Annotated in this window: 14 protein-coding genes; 13 read left to right on the top strand and 1 reads right to left on the bottom strand. The window is 75.9% G+C overall.

What is annotated here, in order from left to right; genetic code table 11:
* From recG to TEK04_RS13630, 11 genes are all read left to right on the top strand, one after another.
* Nucleotides 1–2,199 (top strand): ATP-dependent DNA helicase RecG, encoded by a 2,199-nt coding sequence (gene recG / locus TEK04_RS13680; RefSeq protein ID WP_336404899.1) that lies wholly within the window; start codon nt 1–3, stop codon nt 2,197–2,199.
* Between the two features lie 73 nt (nt 2,200–2,272).
* A complete protein-coding gene (rsmD, locus tag TEK04_RS13675; RefSeq protein WP_336404898.1) occupies nt 2,273–2,830 on the top strand; it encodes a 16S rRNA (guanine(966)-N(2))-methyltransferase RsmD in 558 nt (185 codons plus the stop codon).
* Between the two features lie 7 nt (nt 2,831–2,837).
* The gene (gene coaD / locus TEK04_RS13670; protein ID WP_336404897.1) at nt 2,838–3,326 is read left to right on the top strand and encodes a pantetheine-phosphate adenylyltransferase; all 489 of its coding nucleotides are present in this window, start codon (nt 2,838–2,840) and stop codon (nt 3,324–3,326) included.
* Nucleotides 3,323–4,012: a hypothetical protein gene (locus TEK04_RS13665; RefSeq protein WP_336404896.1), complete on the top strand. Its 690-nt coding sequence runs from the start codon at nt 3,323–3,325 to the stop codon at nt 4,010–4,012. Before coaD ends, TEK04_RS13665 begins: the two co-directional genes overlap by 4 nt.
* A gap of 101 nt (nt 4,013–4,113) precedes the next feature.
* The gene (locus TEK04_RS13660; protein WP_336404895.1) at nt 4,114–4,710 is read left to right on the top strand and encodes a YceD family protein; all 597 of its coding nucleotides are present in this window, start codon (nt 4,114–4,116) and stop codon (nt 4,708–4,710) included.
* 2 nt (nt 4,711–4,712) lie between these two features.
* The gene (gene rpmF / locus TEK04_RS13655) at nt 4,713–4,892 is read left to right on the top strand and encodes a 50S ribosomal protein L32 (RefSeq protein WP_091242789.1); all 180 of its coding nucleotides are present in this window, start codon (nt 4,713–4,715) and stop codon (nt 4,890–4,892) included.
* A gap of 20 nt (nt 4,893–4,912) precedes the next feature.
* Entirely contained in the window at nt 4,913–5,653 is a 741-nt protein-coding gene (gene rnc, locus TEK04_RS13650) for a ribonuclease III (protein ID WP_336404894.1), read from the top strand.
* 3 nt (nt 5,654–5,656) lie between these two features.
* Nucleotides 5,657–6,553, top strand: coding sequence for a bifunctional DNA-formamidopyrimidine glycosylase/DNA-(apurinic or apyrimidinic site) lyase (gene mutM / locus TEK04_RS13645; protein ID WP_336404893.1), 897 nt, complete (start codon nt 5,657–5,659; stop codon nt 6,551–6,553).
* Nucleotides 6,550–6,819: an acylphosphatase gene (locus TEK04_RS13640; RefSeq protein ID WP_336404892.1), complete on the top strand. Its 270-nt coding sequence runs from the start codon at nt 6,550–6,552 to the stop codon at nt 6,817–6,819. The genes mutM and TEK04_RS13640 overlap by 4 nt, the downstream gene beginning before the upstream one ends.
* A 179-nt stretch (nt 6,820–6,998) precedes the next feature.
* The gene (locus TEK04_RS13635) at nt 6,999–7,190 is read left to right on the top strand and encodes a hypothetical protein (protein WP_336404891.1); all 192 of its coding nucleotides are present in this window, start codon (nt 6,999–7,001) and stop codon (nt 7,188–7,190) included.
* Nucleotides 7,191–7,286: 96 nt separating this feature from the next.
* The gene (locus tag TEK04_RS13630) at nt 7,287–10,946 is read left to right on the top strand and encodes an AAA family ATPase (protein WP_336404890.1); all 3,660 of its coding nucleotides are present in this window, start codon (nt 7,287–7,289) and stop codon (nt 10,944–10,946) included.
* Here TEK04_RS13630 and TEK04_RS13625 read toward each other — a convergent pair.
* Nucleotides 10,915–11,712, bottom strand: coding sequence for an endonuclease/exonuclease/phosphatase family protein (locus tag TEK04_RS13625; RefSeq protein WP_336404889.1), 798 nt, complete (start codon nt 11,710–11,712; stop codon nt 10,915–10,917). The two genes, TEK04_RS13630 and TEK04_RS13625, sit on opposite strands and share 32 nt — an antisense overlap.
* Before the next feature lie 51 nt (nt 11,713–11,763).
* Between TEK04_RS13625 and TEK04_RS13620 the strand changes: the two genes are divergently transcribed.
* Together TEK04_RS13620 and ftsY are read left to right on the top strand one after the other, a co-directional pair.
* Entirely contained in the window at nt 11,764–12,648 is an 885-nt protein-coding gene (locus TEK04_RS13620) for an NAD-dependent epimerase/dehydratase family protein (protein ID WP_336404888.1), read from the top strand.
* A gap of 133 nt (nt 12,649–12,781) precedes the next feature.
* Nucleotides 12,782–13,987 carry a signal recognition particle-docking protein FtsY gene (gene ftsY / locus TEK04_RS13615; RefSeq protein ID WP_336404887.1) on the top strand — a complete coding sequence of 402 codons (1,206 nt, stop codon included), beginning with the start codon at nt 12,782–12,784 and terminating at the stop codon, nt 13,985–13,987.
* Nucleotides 13,988–13,989 lie beyond the last annotated feature (2 nt).

Raw genomic sequence — 13,989 nt, 5'->3', positions numbered from 1 at the left:
GTGCTGACCCTGGACACCCCGCTGGCCAAGGTCGTCGGCGACCGCACCGCCAAGGCCATGGCCGAGGACCTCCACCTGCACGTGGTCCGCGACCTCGTGCGGCACTACCCGAGCCGGTACGCCCGCCGCGGGGAGATGACCGCGCTCACCGACCTGCAGGTCGGTGACCGGGTCACCGTGCTGGGCCAGGTGCGCAAGGTCGACACCCGGCCGATGCGCAACCGGCGCGGCAGCATCACCGAGGTCACCGTCGGCGACGGCGCGGGGTCGATGCGGCTGGTGTTCTTCAACCACAAGCACGCCCGCATGGTGGTCGGCGCCTGGGGCCTGTTCGCCGGCACCGTCAGCAGCTGGCACGGGCAGCTGCAGTTCAACCACCCCGACTGCCAGCTGCTCGACGACGCCACCGACGCGGGGGAGTGGGCCTCGGCGATGCTGCCGATCTACCCCGCCAGCAAGAACGTCTCCAGCTGGGTGCTGCAGAAGTCGCTCAAGCTGGTCTTCGCCTCGCCCGAGACCGCCGACCAGCTGCTGGACGCCGACCCGGTGCCCGCGCCGGTGCGCCGCCGGCACGGGTTGATGCCGCTGGCCCGGGCGATCTGGCTCAAGCACCACCCCGAGACCCCGGAGGACGTCGAGCAGGCCGACCACCGCCTCAAGTGGGACGAGGCCCTGGTCCTGCAGGTCACCCTCGCCGCCCGTCGCCGGGCCGCCGCCCTCGAGCCCGGGATCGCCCGTCCGCGCCGCGCCGGTGGGCTGGTCGACGCCGTCGACCGGGTGCTGCCCTTCGAGCTGACCGGGGGTCAGCGTGAGGTCGGCGAGGCCCTGGCCGCCGAGATCGGCCGGGAGCAGCCCATGCACCGCCTGCTGCAGGGCGAGGTGGGGTCGGGCAAGACCGTCGTCGCGCTGCGCGCGATGGCCCAGGTGGTCGACGCCGGTGGCCAGGCCGCGCTGCTGGCGCCCACCGAGGTGCTCGCCGCGCAGCACGCCCGCGGCATCGCCGGCCTGCTCGGCCCGCTGGGCCGGGCCGGTGAGATCGACGGTGACCCGGCGGGCACCCGGGTCACCCTGCTCACCGGCTCGCTGCGGGCCGCGGCCCGACGGACGGCGCTGGCCGAGGTCGCCGACGGCCGGGCCGGCATCGTCGTGGGCACCCACGCCCTGCTGTCCGAGGGCGTCGAGTTCGCCGACCTGGGGTTGGTGGTGGTCGACGAGCAGCACCGCTTCGGCGTCGAGCAGCGCGACCGGCTCCGGGCGAAGGGGGCCCGCCCGCCGCACGTGCTGGTGATGACGGCCACCCCCATCCCGCGCACCGTCGCGATGACCGTCTACGGCGACCTCGAGACTCTGACCCTGCGACAGCTCCCGGCCGGTCGCGGCGGGGTGTCCAGCTCGGTGGTCCCGGTGGGGGAGAAGCCGGCCTGGCTGACCCGGGCGTGGGAACGGGTGCGCGAGGAGGTCGCCCAGGGCCGGCAGGCCTACGTCGTCTGCCCCCGCATCGGCGACGACGAGGCGGCGTCCGGCGACCAGCCCGACGACGCGGACGGCGCGCCCGAGGTCACCGCCGAGGCCGCCGCCGACCGTCGTCCCCCGCTGGCCGTGCTCGACGTGGCCGAGCAGCTGCGGTCGGGGCCGCTGGCGGGGCTGCGCGTCGAGGTGCTGCACGGCCGGCTCGCGGCGGAGGAGAAGGAGGCCCGCATGCGCGCCTTCGCCGCCAGGGAGGTCGACGTCCTCGTCGCCACCACCGTGATCGAGGTCGGTGTCGACGTCCCCAACGCGACCGTCATGGTGGTCATGGACGCCGACCGCTTCGGGGTCAGCCAGCTGCACCAGCTGCGCGGCCGGGTCGCCCGAGGCAAGCACCCGGGCCTGTGCCTGCTGGTCAGCGAGGCCTCGACGTCGTCCTCGACGGGGGTGCGGCTCGCCCAGGTGGCGGCCACCGCCGACGGGTTCGAGCTGGCCCGCCTCGACCTGGAGACCCGCCGCGAGGGCGACGTGCTCGGCGCGGCGCAGTCGGGCCGGCGCTCGGGGGTCAAGCTGCTGTCGCTGCTGCGCGACGAGGACGTCATCGCCCAGGCCCGGTCCGAGGCAGCCGCGCTGCTGGAGGCCGACCTGGGGCTGGCCGCCCACCCGGAGCTGGCCGCCGCCGTCGCTGCGCTGAACGCCGGCGACCGGGCCGACTGGCTGGAGCGGGCGTGAGCGAGAGGGCCGGGGGCCGGGCGGGTGGTCCCGTCCGCGACGGCGCCCCCACGGCGGTCGGGGTGAGCCCAGCGTGACCCGGGTCATCGCAGGGGCGGCGCGCGGGCGGGTGCTCAAGGTGCCCGCCAGCGGTGTCCGCCCGACCGGCGACCGGGCCCGCGAGGCGTTGTTCAACTCCCTCCGGTCGCTGCTGGACCTCGAGGGTGCCCGGGTGCTCGACCTGTACGCCGGGTCGGGCGCGCTGGGGTTGGAGGCGCTGTCGCGGGGCGCCGCCGAGGTGGTGCTGGTCGAGTCCGGGCCGAAGGTGCTGCCCGTGCTGCGCGGCAACGTCGCGGCGGTCGGCCTCCCGGGGGCGCGGGTGCTGCCCGGGTCGGTGCCGGCCGTCGTCGGGAAGCCCCCCGGCGGGGCCCCCTTCGACCTGGTGCTCGCCGACCCGCCCTACGCCGTCGAGCCCGGGGTCGTACTGCAGGTGCTCGGCGGGTTGGTGGACCACGGCTGGCTGGCGCCCGGTGCGGTGCTGGTGGTCGAGCGGCCCGCGCGGGAGGCCCCGTGGGAGTGGCCGACACCGCTGGTCGGTCTGCGCGACCGCCGCTACGGGGAGGCGTTGCTCCGGTACGGTCGCGCAGCGTGAGGACAGCATGAGGCGCGCGGTCTGCCCGGGCTCCTTCGACCCGGTGACGAACGGGCACGTCGACGTCATCACGCGGGCTGCGGCGCTGTACGACGAGCTGGTCGTGGCCGTCCTGGTCAACCCCGGCAAGGCCGGCCTGTTCGACGTCACCGAGCGCATGGACCTGCTGCGCGAGGCCACCGCGGGGCTGCCCGGCGTACGGGTCGACTCCTTCTCGGGTCTGCTGGTCGACTGGTGCCGCGCGCACGACGTCCCGGTCATCGTCAAGGGTCTGCGTGCCGTCGGGGACTTCGAGTACGAGCTGCAGATGGCCCAGATGAACCGCGAGCTCGCCGGCATCGAGACCCTGTTCGTGCCCACCGCCCCGCAGGTGGGGCACCTGTCCTCCAGCCTGGTCAAGCAGATCTCCGCCTTCGGCGGGGACGTCTCGCACCTGGTGCCGCCCGGGGTCAACGCCCGGCTGCTGGCCAGGCGCGGTGAGGAGGGGACGTCGTGACCGAGGTCGTGTACCGCCTGTACGAGGTCGTCGACGAGCTGGCCTCGGTCATCGAGAACGCGCGCAGCGTCCCCATGTCCTCCTCCTGCATGGTCCCCCGCGACCTGGTGCTGGACCTGCTCGACGACCTGCGCGAGGGGCTGCCGGAGGAGGTGCAGCAGGCCGGCGCGATCGTCGAGCAGCGCACCGAGATCCTCGAGCAGGCCCAGGCCGAGGCCGAGCGCCTCACCGGCCGCACCCGCTCCGAGGCCGAGCAGGTGGTGGCCACCGCCCGCCGCCAACGCGACGAGCTCATCGGCACCGCCCGCCGGCAGCGCGACGAGCTCATCACCCAGGCCCAGGCCGAGGTCGAGGACCTGCTCTCGCGCGCCGAGGCGGAGGCCGACCGCATCCTGGCCGAGGCCGAGGAGCAGCAGGCCGCCCTGCTGTCCGACGCGCGGGCCCAGCACGCGACGATCGTGGCCGCCGGTCAGGCGGAGCACGACCGGCTGGTCGCCGAGACCGAGGTCTACCGGGGGGCCGTGGCCCGTTCCGACGCCCTCGGCGAGCAGACCGCGGCCGAGGTGGCCCGCATGCGCGCCGAGGTCGACGAGTACGTGGACAGCCGGCTCGCCGACTTCGGCACCACGCTGGGCCACATGGTGCGCTCGGTGGAGGCCGCGCGCAGCCAGCTCCGCCAGCCCTGACCGCACCGCAGCACGGGGCTGGGGTAGCCTGGGGCGCTCCCGCATGCGTTGCCCTGCACGCCCCGCGGTGAGCCACCGACCCCGAGCACAGAGAACCCGTCATGCCTGCTGCCCCGATGCCCCGTCGCGGCGCCGCGTCCACCGACGTCCGGCGCCCCGGTGGTGACCCCTGGAAGGTCGACCTGCGCGAGCTGGGTCGACGGGCGGGGTCGATGCGTGAGTGGGACAGGACCGTGCCGGCGCCCGCGGGCTGGGGCGTGGAGATGATCGGCGTCCCCGAGGGTGCGCCGGTGCAGCTGCACCTGCGGCTGGAGTCGGTCATGGAGGGCGTGCTCGTCACCGGCGAGGTCGACGTCCCCGTCACCGGCCAGTGCGCCCGCTGCCTCGAGCCGGTCGAGGACACCCTGCAGCTCGACGTGCAGGAGCTGTTCGCCTACGAGGGCAGCACCACCGAAGCCACCAGCGAGGAGGACGAGGTCCGCCGCATCGACGGCGAGCACCTCGACCTCGCGCCGCTCGTCCGGGACACCGTCGTCCTGACGCTGCCGCTCTCGCCCACCTGCACCCCGGACTGCTCGGGTCTGTGCGTCGACTGCGGCCAGCGGATCGACGACCTCCCGGCGGACCACTCGCACGAGCAGCTCGACCCCCGCTGGGCCGGGCTCGCCGACCGTTTCACCCCATCGAAGGAGAACTGACCGTGGCTGTCCCGAAGAGGCGCATGTCGCGCTCGAACACCCGCTCGCGCCGCTCGCAGTGGAAGGCCACGGCCCCCACGCTGGCGCCGTGCCCGAACCGCGCCTGCGGTGAGCTCAAGCCCCCGCACATCGCGTGCCCGACCTGCGGCCAGTACGACGGCCGCCAGGTCATCGCGGTCTGAGACCACCCGCACGAACCGTCGTGACCGGCGACCCCAGCACCCCCGGGGGGCCCGAGCACGCCGACCAGGCCGCCGATTGGCTGCGTGACGCCCTGGGCGTCACGCTGCCCGGCGGCCTGCTGGCGTTGGCCCTGACCCACCGCTCCTACGCCTACGAGCACGGTGGGCTGCCCACCAACGAGCGCCTGGAGTTCCTCGGCGACTCGGTGCTCGGGCTCGTGGTCACCGACGAGCTCTACCGCAGCCAGCCCGACCTGCCCGAGGGCCAGCTGGCCAAGCTGCGCGCGTCGGTGGTCAACATGACCTCCCTGGCGGGCGTGGCGCGGGCTCTGGGCACCGGGGGCATCGGGCCGCACCTGCTGCTCGGTCGCGGGGAGGCCGCCACCGGCGGGCACGACAAGGACTCGATCCTGGCCGACGCCCTCGAAGCCCTGCTGGGGGCCATCCACCTCGGACTGGGGCTCGACGCCGCCGCGGCGATCGTGCACCGGCTGTTCGACCCGCTGCTGGTGGAGTCGGCCAGCATGGGTGCCGGGCTGGACTGGAAGACCAGCCTGCAGGAGCTCGGCGCCGCCCAGGGTCTCGGTGCCCCGGTGTACCGGATCGAGTCCGAGGGCCCCGACCACGCCAAGACCTTCACCGCCACGGTGCTGCTGGCCGAGCAGCCCCGCGGCGACGGCCACGGCCGCACCAAGAAGGCCGCCGAGCAGATGGCCGCGCAGAACGCCTGGCGCGCCCTGTCCGCGGCCACCCGGGGCTGAGCCGTGCCCGAGCTGCCCGAGGTCGAGGTGGTCCGCCGCGGGCTCGAGCGCTGGGTCGCCGGCCGCACCGTGGCCACCGTCGAGGTGTTGCACCCGCGTGCCGTGCGCCGCCACCTGGAGGGCGTCGACCACTTCGTCGCCGACCTGACCGGGGCCACCGTCGCCGCCGCCCACCGGCGTGGCAAGTACCTCTGGCTCCCCCTGGCCCGCGACGGCGTGCCCACCGGTCGCGTGCTGGTCGCCCACCTCGGCATGAGCGGCCAGCTGCTGGTCGAGAAGCCGAGCGAGCCCCCCGAGAAGCACCTGCGGGCCCGGTTCACCTTCACCGACGGCGGCCGCGAGCTGCGCTTCGTCGACCAGCGCACCTTCGGGGGCCTGGCCACCGAGGACGCCGGGGACGACGGCCTCCCGGTCCGGGTGGCGCACATCGCCGTCGACCCGCTGGCCGACGACTTCGACGCCGACGCCTTCGCCGCCGCCCTGCGCCGCCGCCGCACCGAGGTCAAGCGGGCGCTGCTGGACCAGACCCTCATCGGCGGGGTGGGCAACATCTACGCCGACGAGTCGCTGTGGCGCGCTCGGCTGCACGGCGCCCGGCCCACCGACAAGCTCACCCGCCGCCAGGTCGAGGACCTGCTGGAGGGCATCCGCGACGTGCTGGCCGAGTCACTGGCCCAGGGCGGCACCTCGTTCGACTCCCTCTACGTCGACGTGAACGGCCAGAGCGGGTACTTCTCCCGCTCGCTGGCCGTCTACGGTCAGCTCGACCGCCCGTGCCCCCGGTGCGGCACCCCGATCCGCCGGGAGTCGTTCATGAACCGCTCCAGCTACAGCTGCCCGGTGTGCCAGCCCCGACCGCGGGCGGTCCGTGGGGACGGCCCCCGGGTGCGCCGGTCGTGACGCGCCGGGTCGTGGCGCTGGTCTCCGGCGACGTGCAGGGCGTGGGTTACCGCTGGTTCGTGCGCGGGCAGGCCGGCGAGCGCGGGCTGGCCGGGTCGGCGACCAACCTGCCCGACGGACGAGTCGAGGTCGTGCTCGAGGGGCCGGACGACGACGTCCATGCCGTGCTGGAGGCGCTGACCGGCCCGGTGGCACCCGGCGCACCGCGCCACGTCGTCCTCACCGACCACGACCCGACCGGGTCGACGGGGTTCACCACCGGCTGACCCGTCATCCCGGTGTGACCGAGATGACACGCCCCCGTCACGGTGACGGCGCCGTCCGGTCCGTTGACCTGCGTCGGCGGGGCTGTCACCCTGGCAGCACCAGCCCGGCTCCGTCGTCCCGGCCAGCACGCCCGGACGCCGTGGGGCCACCCCCGCTCCCTCGAAAGGCCGCTGTCGTCATGGCCAAGGCCCTGTTCGGTTCCGTCGCCGCCCCCAGCCAGCTGCGGGCGGCCGAGGAGATCGCCGCCCTGCGCGCCCGGGTCCGGCGGCTGGAGGCCGAGGTCGCCGAGCTGCGCGCCGAGCGCGACGAGCGCATCGCCCACGAGCTGCTCACCATGGCGCACCCCGAGGCCGAGCCCGTCCTCGCCTGACGGAGGACCTCGTCGCCCCCCACGACGCGCTCCGCACGCCGCGGGCCCCTGCGACGAGGCCGTTCCAGCAGGTTGGTTGATCGATAACCTTCTGCTGTGCATCTGTCGAGCCTGACGCTCAAGGGCTTCAAGTCCTTCGCGTCGGCGACGACGCTGCGGCTCGAGCCCGGCATCACCGCGGTGGTCGGGCCGAACGGGTCGGGCAAGTCCAACGTCGTCGACGCGATCGCCTGGGTGCTGGGTGAGCAGGGCGCCAAGAGCCTGCGCGGCGGCAAGATGGAGGACGTCATCTTCGCCGGCACCGCCGGCCGGGCCGCGCTGGGCCGGGCCGAGGTGACCCTCACGATCGACAACGCCGACGGTGCGCTGCCCATCGACTACACCGAGGTGGCCATCACCCGCCGCATGTACCGCTCGGGCGAGAGCGAGTACGAGATCAACGGCGACAAGGTGCGGCTGCTCGACGTCCAGGAGCTGCTCAGCGACTCCGGCATCGGCCGCGAGATGCACGTCATCGTCGGTCAGGGGCAGCTCGACGCGGTGCTCTCCGGGCGCCCCGAGGACCGTCGCGGGTTCATCGAGGAGGCCGCCGGCGTCCTCAAGCACCGCAAGCGCAAGGAGAAGGCGCTCCGCAAGCTCACCGCGATGCAGGCCAACCTCGACCGGCTGGCCGACCTCACCGTCGAGCTGCGCCGCCAGCTCAAGCCGCTGGGCCGGCAGGCCGAGGTGGCCCGCCGGGCCGCCCGCATCCAGGCCGACCTGCGCGACGCGCGGCTGCGGCTGCTCGCCGACGACCTGGTCGCGCTGCGCACGGCCCTGGAGTCCGACGTCGCCGACGAGACGGCGGCGCGCGAGCGGCGGACCCGGACCGAGGCGGAGCTGACCGCGACCGCGCAGCGCCAGGCGGCCCTGGAGGCCGCGCTCGCCGCGGACGCACCGGCGCTGGCTGCGGCGCAGGACACCTGGTACCGGCTGTCCACCCTCGGCGAGCGCTTCCGCAGCACCGGCCAGCTGGCCGCCGAGCGGCACCGCCACCTGTCCGCCCCGCTCGCCGCGACCGGCGGGCGCGACCCCGAGGCCCTCGACGCCGAGGCCGGCCGCATCGAGACCGCCGAGGCCGAACTGGCCGACCAGTTGGCAGCCGAACGGGCCCGGCTCGCCGGCGCCACCGCGGCGCGCACCGACCTCGACGCCGCGCTCGCGGTGGCCGAGCGCGAGCTGGTGGCCGCCGCCCGCGCGCTGGCCGACCGGCGGGAGGGGCTGGCCAGGTTGTCCGGACAGGTCGCGGCGGCCCGCAGCCGGGTGGCCGCCGGGGAGGCCGAGGTCGAACGGGCGCGGGACGCCGCGGCCGGTGCCCGGGCCCGGGCGGAGGCCGCGGCCGGCCGCCTGGCCGCGGCCCGGCCCGACGACGACGGCGGTGGCACCGACCACGACGGCGCGGGAGTGGGCTCGGGAGGGGGCTCTGCAGGGGGCTCTGCAGGGGGCTCGGACGGCGGAGCGGACGGCGGCGCGGACCCGCACGCCCGGGCGCACGAGGCGGCGCGCGCGGCGCAGGTCGAGGCCGCCCGCGTGGTCGCCGAGCTGGCCGACGCCGAACGGTCCGCCGAGCGTGAGCGCGGGGCGGCCCGCGCCCGCCGCGACGCCCTCGCCCTCGGGCTGGCCCCGGTCGACGGCGCGGCCGCGGTGCTCGCCGGCGCCGCCGGGGGCGACCTCGGCGGGGTGACCGGCCCGCTGGCCGAGCGGCTGGCCGTGCACCCCGGTGACGAGGTGGCGGTGGCCGCTGCCCTGGGGGGTCTGGCCGAGGCGGTCGTCGTCACCGCGCCGCGCGCGGCCGCCGACGCCCTGGCGCACCTGGCCGACACCGGCGGGGGCCGGGTCTCCCTCGTGGTCAGCGACGCCGCGGGTGGTCCACCCGCGCCCGCCACCGCGCCGGGGGACGGGTTGCCGGCCGGCGCCCGCTGGGCTGCCGACCTGGTCGACGTCCCGGCCGAGCTGCGCCCCGCAGTGGCGCGCGCCCTGGCCGCCACCGTCGTCGTCGCCGACCTCGCGGCCGCGGTGGCGCTGGTGACCGCGCACCCGGGGATGCGGGCGGTGACGGCCGGGGGGGACGTGCTGTCGGCCGACCGGGCCACCGGTGGTCAGGCCGACGCCCCGTCGGGCCTGGAGGTGCGGGCCCGGGTCGACGCGGCCGAGGGCGAGCTGGCCCGCGCGACCGCGCTCGCCGAGGACCTCGCCGAGGAGCTGGCCCGCGCCCGCGAGGTGCACCGCGAGGCCGGCGTCGCCGTCGAGGCCGCCGCCACGGCCCGCCGCGAGGCCGAGCGGGCCCGGGCCGCGCGCGACCGGGAACTGGCCGGCCTCGGCGCCGACCTGAGGTCGGCCACCGCTGAGGCCGAGCGGGCCGACGCCGCCCGCGTGCGCGCCGAGCAGGCCCTGGACGAGGCCGGCGAGGCCGCGGCGGGGCTGGCCCAGCGGCTCGCGGCCGCCGAGGCCGAACCGGTGGCCGACGAGCCCTCGCCCGCCGAGCGGGACCGGCTGCGGGCCGAGGTCGCGGCGCTGCGGACCACCGAGACCGAGGCCCGGTTGGCGGTCCGCACGGCGGAGGAGCGAGCCCGTTCCCTGCACGGCCGGGCCGACTCGCTGCGCCGTCAGGCCCGCCAGGAGCGGGCCGCCCGCGAGCGGGTCGAGCAGGCCCGCCGCACCCGCACCCGGGGCGCCGAGGTCGCCGCGCAGGTGCGGGCGGGGGCCGAGGCCGCGCAGGCGGTGCTGGCCACGTCGCTGGCGTCGGCGGCGGCCGAGCGCGACGCCCTGGCCGCCGCACGCACCGGCCGGGAGGCCGAGCTGCTCGCCGTCCGCACGCGGGTGCGGGAGCTGACCACTGACCTCGACCGGCTGACCGACGAGGTGCACCGCGACGAGGTGGCCCGCGCCGAGCAACGGCTGCGCATCGAGACGCTGGAGACCCGTGCGGTCGAGGAGCACGGCATCGAGCTGGCCGAGCTGGTGCGGGAGTACGGCCCCGGTGCCCCGGTGCCCCCGACGGCGCCGCAGGTCGCCGCGGCCGAGGAGGCCGGCGACCCTGTCCCGGACCCGGTGCCCTACGTGCGGGCCGTGCAGGAGCGGCGCGCGGCGAAGGCCGAGAAGGACCTCGCCGCACTGGGCCGGGTCAACCCGTTGGCGCTGGAGGAGTTCGCCGCCCTCGAGGAGCGCAGCACGTTCCTGACCACCCAGCTGGAGGACCTCCGGGCCACCCGCCGCGACCTGCTGACGGTGGTGCGCGAGGTCGACGACCGCATCCACGAGGTGTTCGCCGCCGCGTTCGCCGACGTGCAGCGCGAGTTCGAGCAGGTCTTCCAGACCCTCTTCCCCGGTGGCGAGGGGCGGCTGCTGCTCACCGACCCCGAGGACATGCTCACCACCGGCGTCGAGGTCGAGGCGCGGCCGCCGGGCAAGAAGGTGAAGCGGTTGTCCCTGCTGTCCGGTGGGGAGCGGTCGTTGACCGCCGTGGCCCTGCTGGTCGCGATCTTCCGGGCCCGCCCCTCGCCGTTCTACGTGCTCGACGAGGTCGAGGCCGCCCTCGACGACGTCAACCTCGGTCGGCTGCTCACCCTCGTCGAGCAGCTGCGCGACACCTCGCAGCTCATCGTCATCACCCACCAGAAGCGCACGATGGAGATCGCGGACGCCCTCTACGGCGTCTCGATGCGCGGCGACGGCATTACCGGCGTCATCTCCCAGCGTCTGCGCCCGGCGAGCTGACCGGCCCGCCCCGCACCAGCAGGTCGACCTGCAGGGGGTGGTGGTCCGAGCAGCCCGACCCGTCGAGGACGGCGGCGCCCACCACCTGCACCTCGGGGGTGACCCACACCTGGTCGATGCGCAGGCGGGGACGCCGGGCCGGGTGGGTCAGGCCGGCGTCCCGGTTCCACAGCTGCCACCGGCGACCCTGGTCGCGGCGCCGACCCGCCCGGCCCCACGCGTCGGCCAGCCGGGCGCGCAGGGGCACCAGCTCGGTGGCGGTGGCCGCGCAGTTGAGGTCCCCGGCGACCACGGCGGGCCGGCCGGGCGGGGGCAGCAGCTGCACCAGCGCCTGCGCCTGGGCGGCGCGCGAGCGCGCCGAGTCGCTGGACAGGTGGGTCGTCAGCACCGTCAGGGCCCCGCCCGCCACGACCAGGTCGGCCCGCAACGCGGCGCGCGGCTCGCCCTCGCCGGGCAGCCGGTGCGCGGCGTCGTCGGCGACGGGCAACCGGGTGAGCAGTGCGTTGCCGTACCGCTTGGCCGGGCCGTCGGCGCGCGGCGCCTCGATGGCCGAGGCCCACACCAGTTCCCGGCCCAGGGCCCGGGCCAGCAGCTCGGCCTGGTCGACGCCCTCGCTGCGTGCGCCGAAGGCGCGGTCGACCTCCTGCAGGCAGACGACGTCGGGGTCGGCCGCGGCCAGGACGGCGGCGATGCGGGCCAGGTCGTGCCGGCGGTCGTCGCCGACCCCGTGGTGGATGTTGAAGGTCACCAGGCGCACGGACGTCACCGGCCCGAGCCTGCCAGGCGGGACGGCGCCGGGCCGGGTTGCATGGCGGGCATGCGCATCTTCTTCACCGGCGGCAGCGGCAAGGCCGGCCACCACGTCGCCCCCCACCTCGCCGAGCAGGGCCACGAGGTCACCAACGCCGACCTGACCCCCCTGGGCCACGACGGGATCGCCGACCTGCGTGTGGACCTCACCGACCTGGGCCAGACGTACTCGGCGCTCGCCGGAGCTGCCCGCCCGGCGGAGCTGGAGGGCCCGGCCGTGCCCGCCTACGACGCCGTCGTCCACTTCGCCGCGATCCCGGCCATCCTGATCGCACCCGACGCGACCACCTACGCCACGAACGTGCTGAGCACCTACAACGTGCTGGAGGCGGCCACCCGGCTGGGCGTCCCGAAGGTGGTGTTCGCCTCCTCGGAGACCACCTACGGGGTCTGCTTCGCGCAGGGGGAACGGAAGCCGCTCTACGTCCCGGTCGACGAGGATCACCCGACCGTGCCCGAGGACTCCTACGCGATGAGCAAGGTGGCCGGTGAGACCACCGCGCGTTCGTTCCAGGCCCGCAGCGGCGCCGACGTCTACGGGCTGCGGATCAACAACGTCATCGAGCCGCACGAGTACGAGCAGCTGTTCCCCGCGTTCCTGGAGGACCCGGCGCTGCGTCGGCGCAACCTGTTCGCCTACATCGACACCCGCGACCTGGGGCAGATGGTGCAGCGCTGCCTGACCACCGACGGCCTGGGCTACGAGGTGTTCAACGTGGCCAACGCCGACATGTCGGTCGCGGTCACCACCGACGAGGTGCGGCAGCGGTTCTACGCCGGGGTCGAGCAGCGCCGTCCGATGGGCCCGGACGAGACGTTCTACTCCATCGACAAGGCCCGCCAGCTGCTGGGCTACGAGCCGCAGCACTCGTGGCGGGACGTGCTCGGGTAGAGGTCGGGCCAGCTCGGCGTCCAGCACGGCGTCCAGCACCTGGGTCCGGGTCCCGGTACGGGGCCCGGACCACGACGACGGCGTCGTCCACCGCGGCGGGTGGCGCCCGGCGCGGGCTGGGAGACTGGGCCGCATGGAGTTCGTGATCATCGCCGTCGCGATCGTCGTCGTCGCGCTGCTGGTCGGGGTCGGCCTGCTCGTCGGCCGCGGCCGACGCACCACCCGCCTGGACGACGACACCGCGCAGTCGCTGGGCCGGGGCGCCGGCACCCTGACCCGACCCACGGACGAGGTGCCCCCGACGGCGCCGCCGCTGACCGTCCCGCCGGTGGGGACCGAGGACGTCGCTGTCCCGCCGCTGGACCTCCCCCCGGCCGAGCCCGAGCCGGGGCTGACCTTCGAGACCCCGCCGCCCTCGGCCGGTCGCCTGGTGCGGTTGCGCGGCCGGTTGGCCCGGTCGCAGTCGTCGCTGGGCCGCGGCCTGCTGTCGGTGCTCTCGCGCGAGAAGCTGACCGAGGACGACTGGGAGGAGGTCGAGGAGACCCTCCTGGCCGCCGACGTCGGCGTCGCGGCGACCACCCAGATCGTGCAGCGGCTGCGCACCCGGTCGATGGTGCTGGCCACCGGGGACGCCGGTGCGCTGCGGGAACTGCTGGTCACCGAGCTGGCCGCCGTCCTGGGGCCCGACCTCGACCGCACGCTGGCCACCGACCACGACCTCGACCGCCCGGCGGTCGTGCTCGTCGTGGGCGTGAACGGGGCCGGCAAGACCACCACCTGCGGGAAGATTGCCCGGGTGCTTGTGGGCGACGGGCGCAGCGTGCTGCTCGGCGCGGCCGACACGTTCCGCGCGGCCGCGGCCGACCAGCTGGAGACCTGGGGCGAGCGCGTGGGCGTGCCCACGGTGCGCGGCGCCGAGGGCGGGGACCCGGCGTCGGTGGCGTTCGAGGCGGTCAAGACCGGTCGCGCGGCCGGTGTCGACGCCGTCCTGGTGGACACCGCCGGCCGGCTGCACACCAAGAGCGGGCTCATGGACGAGCTGGGCAAGGTCAAGCGGGTGGTGGAGAAGCAGAGCCCGGTCGACGAGGTGCTGCTGGTGCTCGACGCGACCACCGGGCAGAACGGCGTCGTGCAGGCCCGGGTGTTCACCGAGGCCGTCGCGGTCACCGGGGTGGTGCTCACCAAGCTCGACGGCACCGCCAAGGGCGGCATCGTGGTCGCGGTGCAGCGCGAGCTCGGCATCCCGGTGAAGCTGGTCGGGCTGGGGGAGGGCGCCGACGACCTGGCCCCCTTCGAGCCCCGGGCGTTCGCCGAGGCCCTCGTCGGTCCGGGCGAGTAGCC

Origin of the sequence: Klenkia sesuvii (assembly GCF_037083825.1) — a bacterium.
Taxonomy (GTDB): domain Bacteria; phylum Actinomycetota; class Actinomycetes; order Mycobacteriales; family Geodermatophilaceae; genus Klenkia; species Klenkia sesuvii.
Note: the sequence above shows the minus strand (reverse complement) of the source record. Positions and strands in the feature narration are given on the sequence as shown.

Bases quoted from the DNA above. Each gene is read 5' to 3' on its own strand.
- coaD (WP_336404897.1), top strand. From the start codon at position 2,838: ATGAGGCGCGCGGTCTGCCCGGGCTCCTTCGACCCGGTGACGAACGGG.
- TEK04_RS13660 (WP_336404895.1), top strand. From the start codon at position 4,114: ATGCCTGCTGCCCCGATGCCCCGTCGCGGCGCCGCGTCCACCGACGTC.
- TEK04_RS13635 (WP_336404891.1), top strand. From the start codon at position 6,999: ATGGCCAAGGCCCTGTTCGGTTCCGTCGCCGCCCCCAGCCAGCTGCGG.
- TEK04_RS13620 (WP_336404888.1), top strand. From the start codon at position 11,764: ATGCGCATCTTCTTCACCGGCGGCAGCGGCAAGGCCGGCCACCACGTC.
- ftsY (WP_336404887.1), top strand. From the start codon at position 12,782: ATGGAGTTCGTGATCATCGCCGTCGCGATCGTCGTCGTCGCGCTGCTG.